General features: G+C 63.5%; 14 protein-coding genes and 1 pseudogene. 9 read left to right on the forward strand and 6 right to left on the reverse strand.

From position 1 onward, the window contains the following. Nucleotides 1-284 precede the first annotated feature (284 nt). Genes ON38_RS12455 through ON38_RS12465 form a run of 3 tightly spaced genes read left to right on the forward strand, consistent with a single transcriptional unit; the run spans nucleotide 285 to nucleotide 3757 of the window. Nucleotides 285-1385, forward strand: a complete 1101-nt coding sequence (locus ON38_RS12455; RefSeq protein WP_039824885.1) for an ABC-three component system protein — start codon at nucleotides 285-287, stop codon at nucleotides 1383-1385. Between the two features lie 3 nt (nucleotides 1386-1388). Beyond that, nucleotides 1389-1865, forward strand: coding sequence for an ABC-three component system middle component 2 (locus tag ON38_RS12460; RefSeq protein WP_039824886.1), 477 nt, complete (start codon nucleotides 1389-1391; stop codon nucleotides 1863-1865). Nucleotides 1866-1873: 8 nt separating this feature from the next. Next, nucleotides 1874-3757 (forward strand): hypothetical protein, encoded by a 1884-nt coding sequence (locus tag ON38_RS12465; protein ID WP_039824887.1) that lies wholly within the window; start codon nucleotides 1874-1876, stop codon nucleotides 3755-3757. Nucleotides 3758-4147: 390 nt separating this feature from the next. Here the strand turns inward: ON38_RS12465 and ON38_RS12470 are convergent. After that, nucleotides 4148-5292: pseudogene (locus ON38_RS12470) on the reverse strand (IS3 family transposase). Between the two features lie 316 nt (nucleotides 5293-5608). Here ON38_RS12470 and ON38_RS35980 point away from each other — a divergent pair. From ON38_RS35980 to ON38_RS12490, 4 genes are all read left to right on the forward strand, one after another. After that, on the forward strand, nucleotides 5609-6049 hold the full coding sequence (locus ON38_RS35980; protein WP_157181742.1) for a hypothetical protein: 441 nt from the start codon (nucleotides 5609-5611) through the stop codon (nucleotides 6047-6049). A gap of 312 nt (nucleotides 6050-6361) precedes the next feature. Next, the gene (locus tag ON38_RS12480) at nucleotides 6362-6799 is read left to right on the forward strand and encodes an AbrB/MazE/SpoVT family DNA-binding domain-containing protein (protein WP_157181743.1); all 438 of its coding nucleotides are present in this window, start codon (nucleotides 6362-6364) and stop codon (nucleotides 6797-6799) included. Next, nucleotides 6720-7673 carry a tyrosine-type recombinase/integrase gene (locus ON38_RS12485; RefSeq protein WP_051164654.1) on the forward strand — a complete coding sequence of 318 codons (954 nt, stop codon included), beginning with the start codon at nucleotides 6720-6722 and terminating at the stop codon, nucleotides 7671-7673. Before ON38_RS12480 ends, ON38_RS12485 begins: the two co-directional genes overlap by 80 nt. Nucleotides 7674-7836: 163 nt before the next feature. Next, a complete protein-coding gene (locus ON38_RS12490) occupies nucleotides 7837-9114 on the forward strand; it encodes a DUF6880 family protein (protein ID WP_245564016.1) in 1278 nt (425 codons plus the stop codon). Between the two features lie 2608 nt (nucleotides 9115-11722). Here ON38_RS12490 and ON38_RS12500 read toward each other — a convergent pair. The 3 genes from ON38_RS12500 to ON38_RS12510 all read right to left on the reverse strand — a co-directional run bounded on the left by ON38_RS12500 (nucleotide 11723) and on the right by ON38_RS12510 (nucleotide 14026). Beyond that, complete coding sequence (locus ON38_RS12500) at nucleotides 11723-12127, reverse strand: hypothetical protein (protein ID WP_157181744.1); 405 nt, start codon at nucleotides 12125-12127, stop codon at nucleotides 11723-11725. A gap of 619 nt (nucleotides 12128-12746) precedes the next feature. Beyond that, nucleotides 12747-12995, reverse strand: a complete 249-nt coding sequence (locus tag ON38_RS12505; protein ID WP_506330617.1) for a hypothetical protein — start codon at nucleotides 12993-12995, stop codon at nucleotides 12747-12749. Nucleotides 12996-13546: 551 nt separating this feature from the next. Next, on the reverse strand, nucleotides 13547-14026 hold the full coding sequence (locus ON38_RS12510; protein ID WP_039824890.1) for an MmyB family transcriptional regulator: 480 nt from the start codon (nucleotides 14024-14026) through the stop codon (nucleotides 13547-13549). On the opposite strand from ON38_RS12510, the gene ON38_RS35985 reads away from it, so the two are divergent. Continuing rightward, on the forward strand, nucleotides 14025-14600 hold the full coding sequence (locus ON38_RS35985) for a hypothetical protein (protein WP_157181745.1): 576 nt from the start codon (nucleotides 14025-14027) through the stop codon (nucleotides 14598-14600). The two genes, ON38_RS12510 and ON38_RS35985, sit on opposite strands and share 2 nt — an antisense overlap. 12 nt (nucleotides 14601-14612) lie before the next feature. Here the strand turns inward: ON38_RS35985 and ON38_RS34125 are convergent, their stop codons facing one another. Both ON38_RS34125 and ON38_RS35990 read right to left on the reverse strand, forming a co-directional pair. Beyond that, the gene (locus ON38_RS34125; RefSeq protein ID WP_051164656.1) at nucleotides 14613-15221 is read right to left on the reverse strand and encodes a hypothetical protein; all 609 of its coding nucleotides are present in this window, start codon (nucleotides 15219-15221) and stop codon (nucleotides 14613-14615) included. Nucleotides 15222-15433: 212 nt separating this feature from the next. Then, on the reverse strand, nucleotides 15434-16333 hold the full coding sequence (locus tag ON38_RS35990) for a DUF2637 domain-containing protein (protein WP_051164657.1): 900 nt from the start codon (nucleotides 16331-16333) through the stop codon (nucleotides 15434-15436). A gap of 1080 nt (nucleotides 16334-17413) precedes the next feature. Here ON38_RS35990 and ON38_RS34860 point away from each other — a divergent pair. Further along, nucleotides 17414-18502: a tyrosine-type recombinase/integrase gene (locus ON38_RS34860; protein ID WP_083872593.1), complete on the forward strand. Its 1089-nt coding sequence runs from the start codon at nucleotides 17414-17416 to the stop codon at nucleotides 18500-18502. Nucleotides 18503-18594 lie beyond the last annotated feature (92 nt).

An 18594-nucleotide genomic window follows, 5' to 3' on the forward strand; every position in this document is an offset into this window, starting at 1 on the left:
TTCCGTGTTCTGGCGGTAGCGGTCGAGGGAAGTCTCTCGGCACGTATGTGCCGCGCTGCTAGGCGTGCAGTGAGCACACGGAGGTTATGCGCAAGATCACCAGCCGATGTTCGCCAGGCGGACGATCGTGGGCGGTATGGCAGTCGCTCGCACAGGATCCTGGCGCGGACCCGAACTCAGCGCGGAGTTCAGGTCCGCGGCCCGTGACTTCGTAACTGAATCACCGGCGATGAACGATGCTCACATCGTAGAGTTCATCCAGGCAGTTGGGACGGGGGTTTGTGGTGACAGTCGGTGCTAGCGGCGCTATCGCGCTCAGTGACCTTCCCAAGCCTTCGATGCCGGTACCGGTGACGCTTGCTGGTCCTCCAGTCACCCCGCAGCAGCGGATCTACTTCTACTCTGCTGACGAATGGGAAAAGTTCATCCGCGAATGGGTGACAGAACTCAAAGAGGACGACAAGTGTAACGCCTACGCTCAGGTCAAGCAACTGGGCGGTTCGGGTGATGGCGGCATCGACATTGCGGCCTTCAAGTCTGCCCGGCAACTGGAGGGTCCATGGGACTGCTTTCAGGCTAAACACTATGCGAAGGCACTGGATTTTTCGGATGCGGCCAAGGAAATCCTGAAGGTCTTTTGGCATGTGGGGCTGGGAGACTACGTCCTCCCTGACCGCTACCTTTTTGTGGCACCCCAAGGTGCTGGAATGACACTGAACCGGCTACTCAGTACACCCAGCAAGATGCAGGCTCGGTTCCTGGACAACCTTGAGGTCGGGAAACCTCTGGTCAAGGGTCTGAGTTCGGATGACATAGAGGCGTTGCGGGCGCGAGCTGCCGGAGTTGATTTTTCCATGTTTCAGGCGGTGCAGCTGCACGAGATGCTCGATGTGCACAGCAGAACTCGGCATCATGCTGTCAGGTTCGGTACCGCACTACCTCAAAGGAGCGTTCCATCCGAACCGCCGGAAGCGATCGCCGAGATCGAAACCCAGTATGTTGCTGCGCTGCGGCAGGTGTACGCCGAGAAGGACCCTGATGGGATCACTGATGCCACTGTACTGAGTGAGCATCCCGATCACGGGAGCCACTTTCTGCGTCAGAGGGTGAGCTTCTACAAGGCCGAGTCGCTCCGTATGGACGCGCGCGACTCTGTTCCTGATGGCACCTTCGAGTCTCTGCAAGACGACGTCTACGACTGTGTGATCGATGTTGTCGAGGCCAACCATCCAAGCGGGATGGACCGCCTTACCTCTGTGCTGCGACACGCTACGGCTTTGAACCTGGGACAGCATGCGCTGGTTTCGATTACGAAACCCGACGACGTCAAGGGCATCTGTCATCAGCTGGCCAACGAATCACGGATCTCCTGGGTGAAAGGCTAGGACGTGAATCCCCTCAACAGTGCAATCGAGACTGGCGTACGAGTGTTGATGCTGCTCGCCGCGGCCTTCCCGGAGCGTCTCGATCTCAACCAGCTAGTGCTGTTGGACCACGGCCTGCTTCATAGCGCAGACCTGGGTGGTCCGCCGAGCCTGCACCCGCCGATCCTGATCCGGGCCAGCGGACTCGGCGTGCGACGTGAGGCCATCGAGGCCGGCCTCGATGTGCTGATACGAGCCGACCTGGCTTGTGCAGGTTTGAGCGCTGACGGCATCAGGTACTGGGCAGGGGAACGTGCCGACGGGTTCATCGGACTCCTCGGCTCCACCTATGCTTCCTCGCTACAGGAGCGAGCTCTGTGGGTCATCGGCCGATATGAGGGACTCGACGAAGGAGCACTTCGCAGAGAGTTCGACACGGCGGTGAGTCACTGGACTGAAGAGTTCCATTACCCGGCCGTTTCGACAGATGGAATGGGATAGGTCCTGGCATGCGACTCACTCTGACTCACCTGACCTTTCTTGGTGTGAACCGCGAGCCCGCCAGCGTGAGGTTCGGGCCCGCAGTAACGGTTATCCGAGGACCTTCTGACACCGGCAAATCGTTCGTCGTGGACGCGATCGACTTCATGCTCGGCGGCAGAAAGCTCAAAGAGATTCCGGAGCGCGAGGGATACTCCACCATTCTGTTGGGGCTGACCCTGCCCGATGGTTCGCCCGTGACTCTGTCTCGCTCGGTCAACGGTGGTAACTTCGGCCTCTATCGTGAGGATCTCCAGGATCGTACGAACGCGAAGTTGTCGCCACCGCCAGAGATGCTGTCCCAGCAGCACAGTGCAACCAGCGACGGCAACCTCTCGAAGTACCTACTTCGGGCGGTCGGTCTCGACGGCCGGTTGGTGCGGAAGAACATGCACAATGCCACCGACTCCCTCAGCTTTCGGAACGTCGTTCACCTGTGTGTAGTCGATGAGACCCAGATGCAGTCAGCGGTTCCCCCTGCACTCACCGGCAGCTATGTGACCAAGACCAAGGAGATTTCGGTCCTCAAGCTGCTGTTGCAGGACGAAGACGACTCCGGTCTGTCAGCAGTGCAGCCCAAGGACAAGAAGATCTCCGCCGCCAAGGTCGGCGTCATTGATCGGCTCATCGCGAACTTGGAGGCACAGCTGGCCGAAGTGCCTGAAGCGTCGTTGTTGCGTGAGCAGGCCGCACGGTTGGCATCGTCGATCGATGAGCTCAGCAGTTCTCTAGGGGGTCTGGTTGACGAACGTGGCAGCGTAGCCCAAGACATCCGCAAGGCGCAGAACTCAGTGAGTGACGCGCGCGCCGAACAAGGAGACCTGCTGGCACTTCGTAGTCGTTTCGGTTTGCTTCAGTCTCAGTACGCTTCGGACCTAGAGCGGCTGGTCATGGTTCGGGAGGCCGGCAATCTACTGAACTACTTTCGACGTGGGGTATGCCCTTTCTGCGGCGCAGAGCCTGAAAGTCAGCACCTGAACACCGAATGTGATGGTGACACAACGGCCTTCGGTGAAGCGATTGAGTCCCAGCTTCGACGAACGAGAGACCTCGCGCAGGATCTGGCAGCGACCATCGAGGAGGTTGCCCAGCGAGGTTCCGCATTGCAGACCGAGCTTACGGACATGCTGGGAGACCTCGATGGGCATCGGAGACGGCTGACCGAACTGGACGCAGTGCTTGAGGAGCGCAATCGCGATCTGCGGGAACTGATCGATGCTCGTTCACATGTTGAGCGCAGCCTGGGGCTCTACGAGCAGGTCGCCTCTTTGGAGAAGATGAAGCAGGTAGTCGCAGACGAGGCGGCCGCGGAGACCTCGGCAGTCGGTGCCGGGATAAATCTCCGGGCTCAACGGGAGTTCTCCGCCGCCCTGTCCGCGCGACTGGCTGCTTGGCGGTTTCCTGATCCCGAGGGTGTCCGGTACGACGTCTCCGAACAGGACGTTATTGCCGATGATCAACTACGTTCAGCTCACGGCAAGGGAGTCCGCGCAATCCTCCATGCCGCGTTCACTGTGGCGCTTGGGCAGTACTGCTTCGAGCGTGATCTCCCGCACCCAGGTTTTGTCATCCTCGACTCGCCATTGGTTACGTACCGGCCACCGGACGGAGGTGTTACTCCGGACCCCGTCGCCTTCGGCAGTGCATCGGGCAGTGATGCTGTGGTGTCGGATGAAATCGCGAGAGCGTTCTACCACGATCTCCAGCGTAATTGCACTGGGCAAGTGATCATCTTCGAAAACACCGATCCTCCTGACAGTTTGGACGACACAACCGTTGACATCATGTTCACAAAAAATGCCCAGAGAGAGCGATACGGGTTCTTCCCGCGTTCGCAATACCCGCCGATATAGGACCTTGAAACAAGGAGTGGCGACATTGGTGCGCCGATCAAGGGCAGGTCGTCTGACTAGAGAGTGTCCTCAAAGCCAGATGAGCGGGGCGGCCAGGTCGAGCATCCCGCGGTAAGACGTGGCGGTTTGTCGTAGCGGGTGGCGATCGCTCGATACTGTTTGAGCCGGTTGAAGCATCGTTCGACCACGTTACGACGCCGATAGGCCACCGGATCGAACACCGGTGGCCAGCCACCGGCACTGCCCCGGCGACGCCGGTTGGCCTGCTGATCGACACGTTCAGGGATCGTCGCAGTACGCGGCCGTCCACTCGACGCCACGACGGAGCACCTGGCGGGTCCCCGATAACGCGTCCACCCGGTAATTGAGTCCGGGTCGTTCGGTTGGTGTTCAGTCGATCCCGCAGGCCACCGGGTGGTGGGTGCAGGTGCAGGACGCAGCGTACTCGGCCGGAGTCCGGCAGCCCAGGGCTGAATGCCGGTGCCGGAGGTTGTGGTCGGTCTTGAAATCCCCGATCACGACCCGGGCCTCCAGCAGGCTGGTCCAGTGGTTGCGGTTGAGGCATTCGGTGCGTAGCCGGCGGTTGAACGATTCGACATAGCCGTTGTTCCAGGGCGTGCCCGGCGGAATATAGGACATGCCTACTCGGTCACCGCAAAACTGTTGCAGGGCCGCGGAAATCATTTCCGGCCCGTTGTCCATCCGCAGCACCCTCGGCGCCCCGCGGACCGTGAACACCTTCTCGAGTTCGGCCACCAGCCGTTCGGCGGTGATCGAGCGTTCCACCAGATGCAACAAGGACTCGCGGGTGTGCTCATCGACCATCGACGCGATCTTCACCGCCCGCCCATCGGTGGTGGAGTCGAACTGGAAATCCAGCGCCCACACCACCTTCGCAGCGTCCGCGGCCACCGCCGGGATCGAGGAGATCCCGGCACGTTTGCGCGGGTGATGGGCCCGCACCTGCAGGCCTTCTTCCCGCCACAACCGATGCACCCGCTTGATATTCGCATCGCTGCCCTCGTCGAACCGCAGGGCAGCCCAGGCCCTGCGCGGAACCCGTGGCCAGGATGTTGCAGCGCATACGCACGCAGCCAGGCCCGCAAACCCGCATCAGGATCGGCGGGGGTCACACCGGCCGGCAGGCGCCGGTAGGTGGATCGATGCAGCCCGACAACCTTGCACGCGAACCGTTCCGACATGCCCAGCACTTGTGTGAGCATGTCCACGACCCGGCGGCCGGCCGTTGGGCTCACCATTTTCCCTTGGCGATCTCCCGCAGCGCGTCTTTCTCCAGCTCGGCATCGGCCAGCAGGCGCTTGAGCCGAGTGTTATGTTCCCGCAGCTCCTTGAGCTCTTTCGCGGCGTCGGTATCCATACCCCCGTATTGGCGGCGCCAGTTATACAGCGTCGCCGCCGAGACTCCGAGGTCCTTGGCGATCTCCTCACCGGTCGCTCCTCCAGCGGCGAGTTCGTCGGCACGGCGCAGCTTCTCCCACGATGTCCTCGGCGGAATGCCGCTTACGTCCTGCCATGGTTCCAGTGTCCCTTCCGGCCCTGATCAGAGCCACTCAGGACTCTAATACCGGGCGGACGCATTCATTGGGGGGCACCCCACACCCCCTATGCGTGTGGGGAGGACGCGAGCGGTGTCTGCGCTGACGGCCACACTTGCGGTTCGCGCCCAATCGTCGCCTGCAACCCCTTCACCGATACTCGCCGAGGTCGTCGCGGTGCCGGGATGGCCTGTGGAATTCGATCTCATATCCGGGCAGGATGGTGGTAGGTCAGCGGTCGTGATTACCACGGTTACCCCGCCCATCTGGCGTGCCACGCAAACGGAGGTAGTCGATGACAGCCAACAATATAGAATCCGGGACGCACCAGGCTGAAGATGAGCTGGCCAAGTGGATCGGCCTGTACCAGCAAGTGCAGCTCCCAAGTAGTTACGAATCGTGGGTGCACCGCAGCTTCGCCGATCTGATCGCGGCGCGCGGACGATTCTTTCGAGCCGAGCCCTGGGCCATCCCGGAGCCGCACCCTGGCCGGCAGGGGCAGTGCTTCCGCGCAGCTAACGAATGGGCAGATCGCCAGGGCTGGATCTACGTCGAAGGATTTGCGTTTCTTCCCACGGCACCGGTGTTCATGAGCGTGATTGATTATGCATGGTGCCTCACAGAGAACGGCCACGTCGCCGACCCAGCACTGGAAGATGGTCAAGCAGATGGATACTTCGGCGTCCCGGTGACCCACGACTTTCGCCGCCAGCGGAGAATACGTCGGGGCGCCTGACGCCTTGTTCACCGCAGATCCCAGCAACCCGATTGCCGGCTATGCCACCGATATCCTCCGACACGGCATCCCGCTGGCGGCGCTCGCGGTTCGTTGACAGGATCATCAGTCATACGTGATTGAGTTACCACCGGGGGTGTCCAGGTGTCTACCTGGACACCCATTTTCCCCTCAACGCCGTGACCTGCGTTTTCACCCCCAGCGGGGGTGAAAATTGTGACCGACGACACACTGCGGCCGTTGCTTCCCTCCTTCTCTGCCGGACCTGGCTTGGGCGATTCGTCCGTCTTCGCCTCGGGTCCCGCCCTGCCGATGGCGACCCTCGAGGAGCCCGTGCGGTCAAGGGCCGTGCACAGCATCCGGCCCGTCGACACCAACGGGCGTGTCGTCGACAAAGCCATCGTCGACGCCCTCGACTGGCACCCCGGCGACCTGCTGTCCTGGCGCGTCACCGGTGGCCTCGTCCAGATCACCCGCCCCGGACACGGCCGCCGCGGCGTCACCAAATACGGCCACATCTCGATCCCGGCCGCCGTCCGCCACGCCGCCGGAATCCGCATCCGCGAGCGGGTCCTGCTTGCCGCCGACCCCGACCAAGCGTTGCTGGTCGTCTATCCCACCGACGTCGTCGACGACATCCTCGCCCGCCGCTTCGCAGAAGGGCACCCGAATGACTGCCCGTTTCGCACCGACCTTCGCAGAGTTCATCCCGGCCGCGATCGAGCGGATGCCCGCGGGCCGCACCCGTGAGCACTACTGCACCTACTGGCACAAGATCCTGGCCCAACCCGGTTGGGGTGAGCGGCGACTGGACGAGCCCACCACCGCGGATCTGCAGGTGCTGTGTGAACAGATCCGCGCCGCCCGAGTCATCCGGCGTTCCGACCGCGGCGGCAACGACGTCGTGCGCCACGTCATCGATGCGCTGCGCAAGTTGTACCGGCAGGCCGAGGACAGTCGTCTCGTCGACCCTCGCGACAATCCCGCGACCCGGCTGACCAAACCCAAACGCACCCGATCGAACCGCCGGGCCCTGCCCACCGATCTGTTGGCGCAACTCGTCGAAGTCGCCGCGACCACTGGCAATGATCCCGAGCTGGACAGCCTGATCCTGCGCCTGCACACCGAAACCGCCTGCCGCCGCGCCGGAGCTCTCGCCTTGCGACCGCAGGACCTGGACCCGGTGCAATCGGTGATTTTGCTGCGAGAAAAAGGCGGCACCCAACTGTGGCAACCCATCTCACCCACCCTCATGCAAGCCCTGTGCCGCCACGCCGAACAACGCGGCGCGCCCGCATCTGAGCCACTGCTGCGCGCACGGAACGGCACACCGATCACCCGCCGCCGCTACAACCACCTGTTCGAACGACTTGGTAAACACCTGCCGTGGGTACTTACCCACGGTATCTCGATCCATTGGTTACGCCACACCACCATCACCTGGGTCGAACGCCACTACGGCACTGCCGTCGCCCGGGAATTCGCCCGCCACAGCCAAACAGGCGGGGGAGTCACCGGCATCTACACCACGGCAACGATCACCGAGGTCGCGACCGCGGTCGCGCGTCTGACCGGGGAACCACATCCCCTGGCCGCCACGTCCTCATCATCCGAGCCGGGCTGACCGGACGCATCGAAGAAATAGGGCCGGTGCCTGCCGGTCTCCGCCGACCCGGAGACCGGCACGCGACCGCCCAACGGCCGCCCTCCGATCGAATGCAGCCAGGCTGCGCCACCCTCCATTCGGGCGAGTAACCGCCAGGGTCGTTCGAGGCATAATCGTGGTCGTGTCCGATCTCGCCGATGTCGCGCTGCCGTTGATCCGCACCCGCACCGACCTGCATCGGTGGAGTGCATCGAATGCGCACGGCCGGCAGATGCACGAGGCGGTCGACGTCCTCGACGACGCTGTGGCCGCTGGCGACGACCTGCAAGAAGTGTTCGCGGTGACGCAGAAGGCCCTCTCCGGCGCGATGAAGGTCATTGCCCGCGCCGACGATTCCAGCGGCCTCATCGGCGACGCCGTCCGTCGCTTACTACGCCTGCACGCGGACACCGCCGCAGCTGCGAAACCACCGGCGGCCAGGCTGGTGGCATGGATGATGAAGTTCCAGTTCGAGGGCGAGGTCGACTACTTCGAACTCGACCCTCTCGTCTACGCACCCGCCCTCGGCGACAAGGGCGTCGCGTTGTATCGGAGCGCGCTGGCCGAGATCGCCGCCGGCCTCGGACCGGAACCACCCATTCCACAGTCATCGGACAGCCCACCCTGGCACACCGATCACGCGGGATGGCGGGGGTGGGCCGAGGGCCGGCATGTCCGGTCCACTCTGGAATGGAACGCTCGCCGGCTGGCGGTACTCGACCGGGACGTGGACGCGATCATCGCTACCCACGCCCGGGACCGCAAAGTCGCGGCCTGGCTGACCGAGACCGCCGTCGCGCTCGCCGAAATAGGGCACATCGATCTGGCACTGGACTGGGCGAAGGCAGGCGCTGATTTCGATAGCGGTCACCAGGCGCAGCAGGCCGGGGAATACTGGTGCAGGCTTCTCGCCGAGCACCGGCCTACCGAGGAACTCGCGGCCCGGTGGGAGGTGTTCACGCGCTGGCCCTCGGCCGATACCGCGGCCCGCCTTTATACCTGCGCCGGAGACGGGTGGCCCGGCTACCGCGACGAGATACTCGAACGGTTGTCATCGAGTCCGCGGCAGGCGGTCCTGTTCGCGCTGCAGACCTTGCGGGACGGCGAGTCAGCGTGGCGCCTGGCGCATTCATTGGAGCTGCGGGACGCCGACACCTGGAGCCGACTGGTCACCGTCTACGAAAAGATCGACCCGCTCGCCGTGCTGCCGGCGCTCACCGATCTGGTCGTCGGCGAGTTGACCGAGGCCGGGGCCCAGCATTATCAGATTGCGGCTCGCCGGTTGAAGAAGATGCGCACACTTGCCGCCGGCACCGACCAGCAGGCCGAGGTCGACCGATTCGTGCTCGAACTCCGGGAAACCCACCGCCGCCGACCCCGGCTGCAACGCGAATTCGACCGGGCCGGACTTCCGGCATGAACGACGCCCACTGTAGGTCTGGACAGCGGCAGTTCAGGAAGGGGCGGTGCGTGCGTACTTCGCGTGTGCACATGTTCTACTGATCGATCTGATCACCGCGGCCGCGCTCAACATCAGCGTCACTGGGTAACGGCATCTGGACTGTTCGCACGGCACCACCGTTCTGTGGTCGCCGCTGCCGTGGGCAGGCATCACGGCCACCGAGCCTGTCAGTGGTGCGCACGTGCCGGTTGCTGCTCTCACGCACACACCCGAACCCATGGCACCTACCGACTGGCCATCGCCATGACCCGTCCCGATCGTCGCCGACGCGTTCTGGCGTCGTTCACCACACGACGGTTCGTGGTGATCGTGGACGCTGCCAGCGCACGTTGTCCGTGCGGACGACCACCTCGGTGTGCGCACGATTCCGACTTGCTCGGTGCGCACACTCGACTCTTCGCTCGGCACCATGCGCACGAACCGGCCCCCTCGCCCGCACACCAGACTCCCACCTGGGCTGTGCGCACGACGACCGGTTCTGGCGAACGAACACTGAACAGGTCTCCGTACCGACGCGGAGACTGTGCGCACGCGACCGGGCGGCGGGTCTCTGCGGCACCGATCCTGGTGATCCGGATATTGGTCCTCCACCGCATCGAAGGGCTGAGCCCGTTCCGGTTCGAAGAATCCGTGATGCCCGGTTGCGTGACAGTCTGCCGGATCCTCTGTGATGCTCGGCACCCACACCCCAATGAGTCGGCATCGCCCCACGATGATGACGAATCCCTCGAACTATCGTCGCCCGGATCGGAAACCGGCCTGTGACCGGTACACCGCAATCACTTTCCACAACCCACCGGAAAGCGGTGTTGGATTTTGATCCCGAGGTTTCACCCTGGATCGGTCACCGGCAGCGCTGTCACGTTCTCCCACACCGCGGTGTAGCAGGGCACCGTGGTGAGACCGGACCGCAGGGGTGATCCGGGTGTGGGCTGCCGAGTCGCGGTGGCCGTCGGTGAGGATGGTTGGTAGCGAGCGGAACATTTTGTTGTGCCAGCAATTCGAGGCCTCCGCATACGGAATCCGGGCCATGCTCAGGCAGCGGCGAAGCTGTTCGCCTCTCCGCACCAGTCTCGGGACGTTCGTCCCCGGCGAAGGACGGGCCCTCCGGATAGAGCGGGCGAGGAAGAATCAGCAGACAGATTGAGTACGTCGGCTGTTACCGCTCCGTCCGAAGGGGTTCAAGGAGCCCGGCGACAGAGCCGTCGTGCCCGCGGGCGATGCCGAAAAGGGCCTTGGATAGCGGGACGAGCTGCTGCACGGGCTTGATAGGGCACCAAACCAGTCCCGACCACGGCCGACGATAGGGCCTGAGACCAGTACCGTGGCGCATCCCTGATCGGCAGGTTGCACAGACGCTCCCGTCACATGCTGACGTCGCCTGCGGCTCGGCCGAAGCGATCGGTGATTTTGTAGATTCGGTCATGTCAAACATCTTCGTCATGTAGGTCAAAACAAGAGACTTCGGGAAGTTTCTCGCCGGATTCCTCACGGCCGAGGAAGCCTGGAGGCTATCGCCCGGGAAATTTCGTGATCAGGCGAATGGTGGGATCATTCACGGATCTTGCGCCTCGACGATGCGACCGTTCGGTAGCGCGATTGGTTCTCCGCCAATTCAGTTCATGGCGATGTTCAGATTCAGTATGGTTTCCATTTCTCGATGCCACGCTTGCCTCATCATCAAAACCGATGAACCCACTGTCGCGCTAGAGGTATGAGTTTCCTATTTCTGCGTATACGCGGCGAGTGGCAACCCGGAATATCTTAAAGTCCTGTAGGTTCGGGAGAAATTACCACAACCTGCGTGAATAGTTTGCCGGTCCATCGGTGCTCGCGCACCTCGGAATAGCGGGGTCGCAGGCTTCGGGCCGGCGGGGAGTGGCCGGTGGCCGAACTACGCAGCCCGATTTCTGCAACGCGGTAGCCGCTTCGAAGACGACGGCCGGGGTCGCCCGCATGCGACCCTTCATGGTCCTTCATCTGGCAGTCAGGAGCGTCGCGGTAGTTCAGTACTCCGCATGGTCGCCCAACGATCGGTTCCGAGGGGATGAGGTTCGCCGGTAAGAACCGACAGTGCGCAGGCGACGTCGGTGGGCGCACGATCTTGCGGCCGGTGCTCCATCCGCGCGGGGCTGTATCGGCAGACCGGAACTGCTGAGATAGGTGCCGTCGTCGTACACCCAGGTAAGTGCGGCCACGGCATCGGTGCCGTAGGGAGCGCGGTGCGAGGAAGCGGTGGCCGCGTGGCGGGCCAGGTCGGTGACCCCTTCGAGCGGAAGCCGCAGATCGATGCTCGTCCTCATGTACTCCAAGAGCTCGGGCAGCGGCCGATCCCACAGCCGGGACCGGCCGCTGCGCTGGGGAGGTCACGGGGAGGAAATCGATGAATTGGTACCTGATGCGCCTGGGCTGGGCGCCTGAACTGCGGAAGAAGAACAGGGCTACCGGCGATCTGTTTCGCGCAGCCGGTGGCGGTAGGACGAAGAGCGGTCACTGCACTGAATGCGTCCAGCACTCGGCAGGGTCGTGCACCCCGATGCAGGACCTCGCTTGCTTGCTGGCCGGTTCAGGCTGCGTCGATTGCTGCCAGCGCGAACTCGCAGACCACCGCCTCTCCGTGATGCCGGCCCTCGCACGTGATCGCCCTCAACCTGCGGTCCGGCATGGTCAACCGACGCCGCGACTGCGCTTCGAGGTCATCGATCCGGGAACCGGCGATCGCCTCGTAATGCTCGAGCTGGCCGGTGTTGTCCTCCAGCGGAGGCAGCCCCGCCGCCCGCCACATCCGGAAGTACAAGCCCACCGCTTCGGTGTTCAACGGGGCCCGCATCGACGCCTTCGACAACGCCGCCAACACTTCCGCCGCCGTCCCCGGCTGCGTCGGTGTCCCGGCCGCGATCCGATCCAGGATTTCTCGGCAGTGCGCCCGGAACAGCAGCTCGTATTCCACCCGCTGATGTGTGGGTTGCAACAGTGAGAACCCGTGCCATACCCGCGCTGCCTGTCCAGGGTGGCGTTTCTGCGCCGCCTGGATTTCTTCCTCGGACTAGTAGATGCGTTCGAACACTTCCCCCAGCCAGCCCAGCGTTTCCTCCGTCCCCGGCAGCAGCTCCTCTGCCGACGACAGTGCAGAGGTCATGGTGTTTTCCATCGAGGTTTGCCCTTCAAACGGGGAGGGCGGGCACACCGTAATGCGTTGCCCGCCCTTGCTTTTCACATTGAATGCGCCCAACGGTCAGCGGTGACCCTGCTGCCTTCCCTGGCGTGCAGGGCCCCGCTCAATCCCTGGGCGTCCTCGGGTATCGATCGGCGACCGTCGGCTCTGCCCGGCGGTAGCAGCAGTCACCGTCTTCGTCGTGGCCGCCGACCTCCAGGTACGCCGGATACACGCGCCCGGTCGGGTCGAACGCAATCAGGGTGAGCCCGCCCCGTCGACAGCGATGTGGGCATCGTCGGGCACAGCGTTCAACCAGCGCCGAAGAGCGCCGAGAGAAAGACACGGACCCTCCTTCCTTGGTATGGGGCATGCCACCAAACTGTGGGCTGTGTCAATGGTCAGTAGGACCTCCCCGACCGATCAGCGCACGGACTCAGGGTGGTGCGTAGTGGGGCAGGGCTCTGTCGACGGTGTTCATGATCGATATGGCGTCGTGGCCTCTACCGCGCCAGGCTTGCTGGGGCGCTATGCAGCTGAGTATGAGCCCGCACAGCAGCTGGTCTTTGGCGGCGGTGGCGGCGCGGAGTCCGACGAGATACAGGCGTTGCGCCAAGCCGTGCTCCCCGCGGTCGAATGCGAGCCATCCGGCCACCTGCGCAATCTGGCCGGCCACCGACAGCAGTCTGAGAAATACGGAGGATTATCGTTGGGGTGTAGGCGAACGCAGGCGGCGGCCGGTGGAGATTATGGGGTCGGTGTGTTGTGCACACCGCTAACGACCTGCCGGTTGGCGGGCGAGTATCGCTGCCATGGCCGCGAAGCCGATCCATCCGCCCTGGGTGTGACGGCTGTCGCGTGATGCCGGCCGGGATCGAACCGGATCGTGCGGGCACTACGAGAGTTAGCTGATCGATGGCTATGTTTCCGCTGGAAGCGTGCCGGGTCGGGTAGCGGTCGAGCGGCGAGTTCTGCATGCATGCCGGTCCGCTATCCGGTTCGGGTGGTTGCGGAATGTGGTCGCGGTGTGGTGCCGGTTCTGGTTACGCCGATGATCGACACCGCAGCGCGGCGTGGACGGGCGCGTCCTGCCGCGTAGTGGCTGGAGGCGTCCAGTGAGTTCGCACAGAGCCGCGGGGGCGGGATCGAATCGAGCGTGTGCGTCGGCCCGCCGCTCCGTCCGAAAACGTTGTGCCCCAGCCAGTGAGGCCGGGGCACAACGGCGGTCGGTGACGGTCAGGTGTTCGCCGGTCCCGGGCTGGGGATGGGCAGAAGGGTGAGTAGCCAGACGTGGTCGATAATGTGGACTTTGCTCATGGTCATGGCGAACGAGAGTGGTTCGCCGGTGTCGGGGTGGCGACGGTACAGCAGGTCGTCGGGGGATCGGCCGTCGGCGACGTCGATGGACGAGCGCCATCGGCGAGTGAATTCGTCGTGGTCGCTGAGTTGGTGCAGCAGCCTGCGGGTTTGGGCGCTGGTGCGGTAGCGGCCGGTCAGCATTCTGGTGACGGCGACGGTCTGGGTGGCTTCCCGGGTGCGGTCGAGTGCCGACCGTGCGGCGGCGTCCCCGAAGATCCAGGACAGCACCGAATCGGCCTCTCCCAGTTCCGGCCACGCGGTGCGGAAGAGCTCGTTGCAGGCCAGGACATGGTGCAGGGGATGGGAAGCGGGACGAATCTGATGGCACGGGTAAGCCGCGACCAAGGAGTCCCGCATGCACGCAGAGCGTCCCCGATCATCGAAATCTAGACGTTCCCCAGAAGTCCTCGATCGTATTCAACGGTCCGAAGAACGGGTCAAAGCCCGCCGCGACGCCGCCCGACTGCAGGAACAGATCATCCTCACGGCGGTGAAACGCTATATCGACACCTGGCAAGCAATCAGAGCCCGGGAAAACAAGCGCGACAGCGACATAGAGCAGCTCCGCGGCCGCATCGCCGAGGTGGAGGCCGAGGCCGCAGCTGAAATCGACCGCCATCGCTTCACCCAGGCGGGTGTCGCCGCAACATTGCGCGAACAGGGACAAACCGACGACAACATCGCCGAACTGCTGGAGATCACCCCGAAAGAAGCACGACGACTTCTGGGACCGGCCCGCTCCGCAACCGAACCCACCCGAGCGAGGCCGGGTCCGCCGCCCCGACAGCAGCAGAGCGGGAAGAAGCAGATGCGTTCGAATCCTGCAGCTCCTGTCCCAGATCCGACGCGTGAGGCCACCGCGGAACGCCCGGATGTAGCCGACAGCAACTCAGTCCGCGAAGGGAAATCCATCGTGGACGGAACTGGATAGATGGCGGTGTGGCTAGCGGTTCAGATAGCCGCCGGCTTTCGAGACGAGCCAACGGAACTGGTCGGGAGTGACCCCCCGGCGGGCTGGGATCTCGGGCAGCGGTGAATACGGCCAGAAGGCCAGATAACAGCGGTGGCAATACCAGCCGGCGCTCCACACCGCCATTGCGCGGGGGCGACCGCGCGCGATGCGGGAGTTCTGTCGCATACGTGTATAGACGGCGTGCAACGCCACCAACCCTGGTACACCAGGGATGCCAACGAGGAAGACCGCTGCCACAATCGGGGACAGCGGGTGATCGTCTGGATGCGGGTACATCTTCGTGGTGACGGCAATGGCCAGCATGAGTGCGGTCAAGAGCAGCAGCGCGATGGCGACAAGCGTGAGTCCGACAGTCGGTTTCTGGGTCGGGTTGCCGGTGAAGGAGCGGGCGAGTGCGGTGCTGTGACTGCGTTCGATCGTGGTGGTGCCGACCACAGGCACAAGCCCGGTGGAGGAGATGCCGACACCGGTGTAGGTACCGGTGTCGTAACTACTGGAGGACCCGTCGGCGCAGATCGCCGGCACGCTCTGCACGCCGTCGAGCTGGTGACACTGGGGGCAGGTGATATCGACGTCCATCCGGGGCGTTTCCTCTCACGCCGCGGCGTGGAAGAACGCGACAGCGCTGCTGGTGACCAATCCAAGGGTGAAACCTTGAGATCAATCCAACACCGCTCTCCGGTGGGTTGTCGAGTGTGATGGTGGGTGCATCGGTCACGGGTCACCCTCCGACACGGACGGAAATGGCTCAACAGATTCGTTGCCCCCTCATCACCGGGACGCGATCGCGGCTACTCAGCGCGTAGGTCTCGAGCGTCGCTGAGGATCCGGCTCACCGTGGTCCGGCTGGGAGCGACCCGCTGGGCGATCTGGGACGGGTTCAAGCCTTCGAGGTAGTGGAGGGCCAGGATCTGTGCCACCTGATCGGGATTGCGACGTCCCGCCGGATCGCGTGCGCACAGTCGTTGGGCCACCAAAGACAGACTCTCTGGAGTCCGTTCACGGTCTCCGGAGAGTGTGCGCACAGTTTCTGGCATTGGCTCAGGTGTGCGCACGCCGGTTTCTGTGGGTGTGCACACGGCGGCGAGCATGGATTCTGGTGTACGCACGGCAATCTGCTCGTCCGCACGGTCGGCGTGTTTGCCCGTGGTGCCACGATCACCGAGCGCGGTGGTCTCGTTCTCCGTGCGCACGGGAGGACGCGGTGCATCGGTTGCTTCGTTGCCAGAGGTGGGGGAGCGGGCCAGAGATAGAAGTGCGACGGTTGCCTGGCTCATCGAGCCCTCGATGATGACGGGCCAGAGCCAGGCTTCCCCGGGAGGAATCCCGGCGGTGATCGCCAGTGACCGCAGTGCGGTGAACGACAACCAGAACGCGCCCGCAGCGATGAGAACGGTCATGGCGGTGGCCAGCCGGTAGGTGCCGCGTGCGTGGGCGTGCGCACGGGAGAGCACTGAAACTCCGTGCACGGCCGCGAGTAGCGCCAACGGTGGGATGACAGCTACGACCGCGGCGATGGCAGGCACCTGTGTGTCGTGCAGTAAAGCCTGGGTGGCGTTGCCGGTAATGCTGACCGCGGCAGCGGTGATCAGAACTGCCCAGAAGAAGGTGTGCGCACGCGGGCCCCGTGCGGACGCCGCCGGTGCGGCGCCGTGAACAGGCGTCGTGCGATCGACATCGAGGTCGGCCATGGTGCGTGAGACTCCTACTTCCGGACAGCAGAGGGCGAGAGGACGGGACGGGTGCATGACGTGACACGTGAAATGAAGATCTGCCGCTTACCACAGGGGTACAGGCGAGCTGGACAGCTCGGTCGGGTTCTCAAACCGCGCCGACCGGGAGACAGGATTTTCCAGGTCGGCCGATTTGGAAGCAGAAGGTTGTCAACACTGGTTTACGGCAAGATGTTGTATTCGCGTATGGCCAGCGAAGCAACAGCCATATGCGGAACCCGGTTGGTAGGTCGACCGCAGCGCGTACACTTATCGTGGGAGATCAGCGGACAGGACTGAAAGCGGTGTGCTTTGTCTTGCCTCCCAGCTGTCCATCCGTCTGCGGTTGTATCCAGAGTGACCTGCGATACTCGAACGACGATTCCGTCCCCGGGCGGCACTTTCCCGTGCTGCAGGTATGTACAACATCCGCGCCGTCGGGTCTCTGTAGTTGTCCGTACGGAGACCTATTACTCAGAAGCCCGGGTCCTCTATCTGCTTCATAGGAGGCTCGGGCATGTCTATGGACGGATGAAGCTACAACGAAAAAACCTGTTCTCCGGCCAGTGTCTCCTGGGAGGGACTCTGATTCGAGTGGAGGGTGAGCATGAGCTCGCCTGAGCAACTCAATGAGGGCCTCTACCAGGCGACAACTTCGGGAAGGCTGCCGTCTGCGAGCTTGGCAGCGGACTTCCAGTACCCAGAGATCTCGGTGCAACCGGAGTGCGGCGAACTCCATTGCTCAGTCACCTCGATCGACGAACGAGGTAGGCTCGCCGCCCGGTCCACTGTACGTCAACTCGGTTGGACTCCTGGGCAGATGGTGTCGATGGAGGTGCAGCACGGGCTGGTCGTAATACGACGCTCGCGAAACGGCCACCGGACGCCGAAGTCCGGTTTTGTCGTCCTCCCTTCCAGGATCCGTAATCGCGTCGGACTGTATGCAGGCGACCGAGTATTGCTGGCCGCCTTGGTGGACGACGGGGTGCTCAGGGTATATCCGCCGCGCGTCCTGGCGGCAGCGTTGTGTGCATACACCCCCGGCCTCGGGCGGCGCCGATGATGCGCGACTCCGAAGTGGCCGAATTGCTGCAGGCTGTGTCCCGGCTGGGGCTGACCGTGGTCCGGGACCCTGCTGAGCCAGTCGTGTCGAAGGCTCCGACCTTTGACGAGTTCATCCCTCAGATGCTCGAAGCGGAGTCCGGAGCGCAGCGGGAAGCCTATGGAGCCTGCTGGCGCGTGCTACGTGAAGTGTGGGGTTCACGACCTTTGGACGAGCCAACTCCCACGGAGATTTTGCAGCTGATGAACCGGTACAAAGCCGGCGCGGTAGTGAGGTCGAACTGGCGCGGAGGTAACGCTGCGGCCCGGAACTTTCTGCATGGGGTACGGCGACTGTATCGATTGGCTGAGATGGACAGCTTGATCGCGCCGGCGATGAATCCCGCAGCGAAGGTGCCGATGCCTCGCAAGCTGGAAAGCACTCGCCACGCGCTGACCCCCCAGCAAGTGTCGGAGTTAGGTCGCGTTGCCGCCGAAACAGGCAACGATGGCGAACTGGACGCGCTGATAGTCCGTCTACATATCGAGACCGCCTGTCGTCGCCAGGCTGCGCTGAGGTTGCGTGTCGATGACCTCAGCGTCGACGATTGCACTGTTCTGCTGCACCACAAGGGTGGGGTTGATACCTGGCATCCGATCTCGCCGCTTCTCATGCTGCGATTGCTCGAGCATGTCGACCGGCGTGGTGCCGGAGCTCCGGGACATCAGGTGCTGAGAACCCGTGGTGGAAAACCGATTACCGATCGCCGCTATGACAACCTCCACGGTCGCTTCCACAAGCATCTCGCGTGGGCAGAAGCGAAAGGCGTCACCGTACATTGGCTGCGGCACACTACCCTCACTTTTGTCGAACGCACGTACGGAGAGGCTGTGGCCCGGCGATACGCGGCACACCGGGATCCCGGGACGACCGCAACCCCGATTTACACCAAAGCATCCTTAACGGAGTGTGCTGAAGCGCTTGTGGCAGTCACCGGCCAACCTCACCCCCTTGCTCCTGGTATGGGCAGGATCGGATTCATGGAGGGAGAAGGGGGTGCAGCCGCTGGATCGATATTCGAGAGGCATGACACCGAACCTGTGTAGATGGTCGTCTTACGAACCAACGACTGCGGGGGCTCCGGTTGTGTCCCGACGAGGCCGGGAGACAACCCGCGCGGGCGTCACGGCAATCTGGG

It is taken from the genome of Nocardia testacea NBRC 100365, from assembly GCF_000308775.1.
Lineage (GTDB): Bacteria > Actinomycetota > Actinomycetes > Mycobacteriales > Mycobacteriaceae > Nocardia > Nocardia testacea.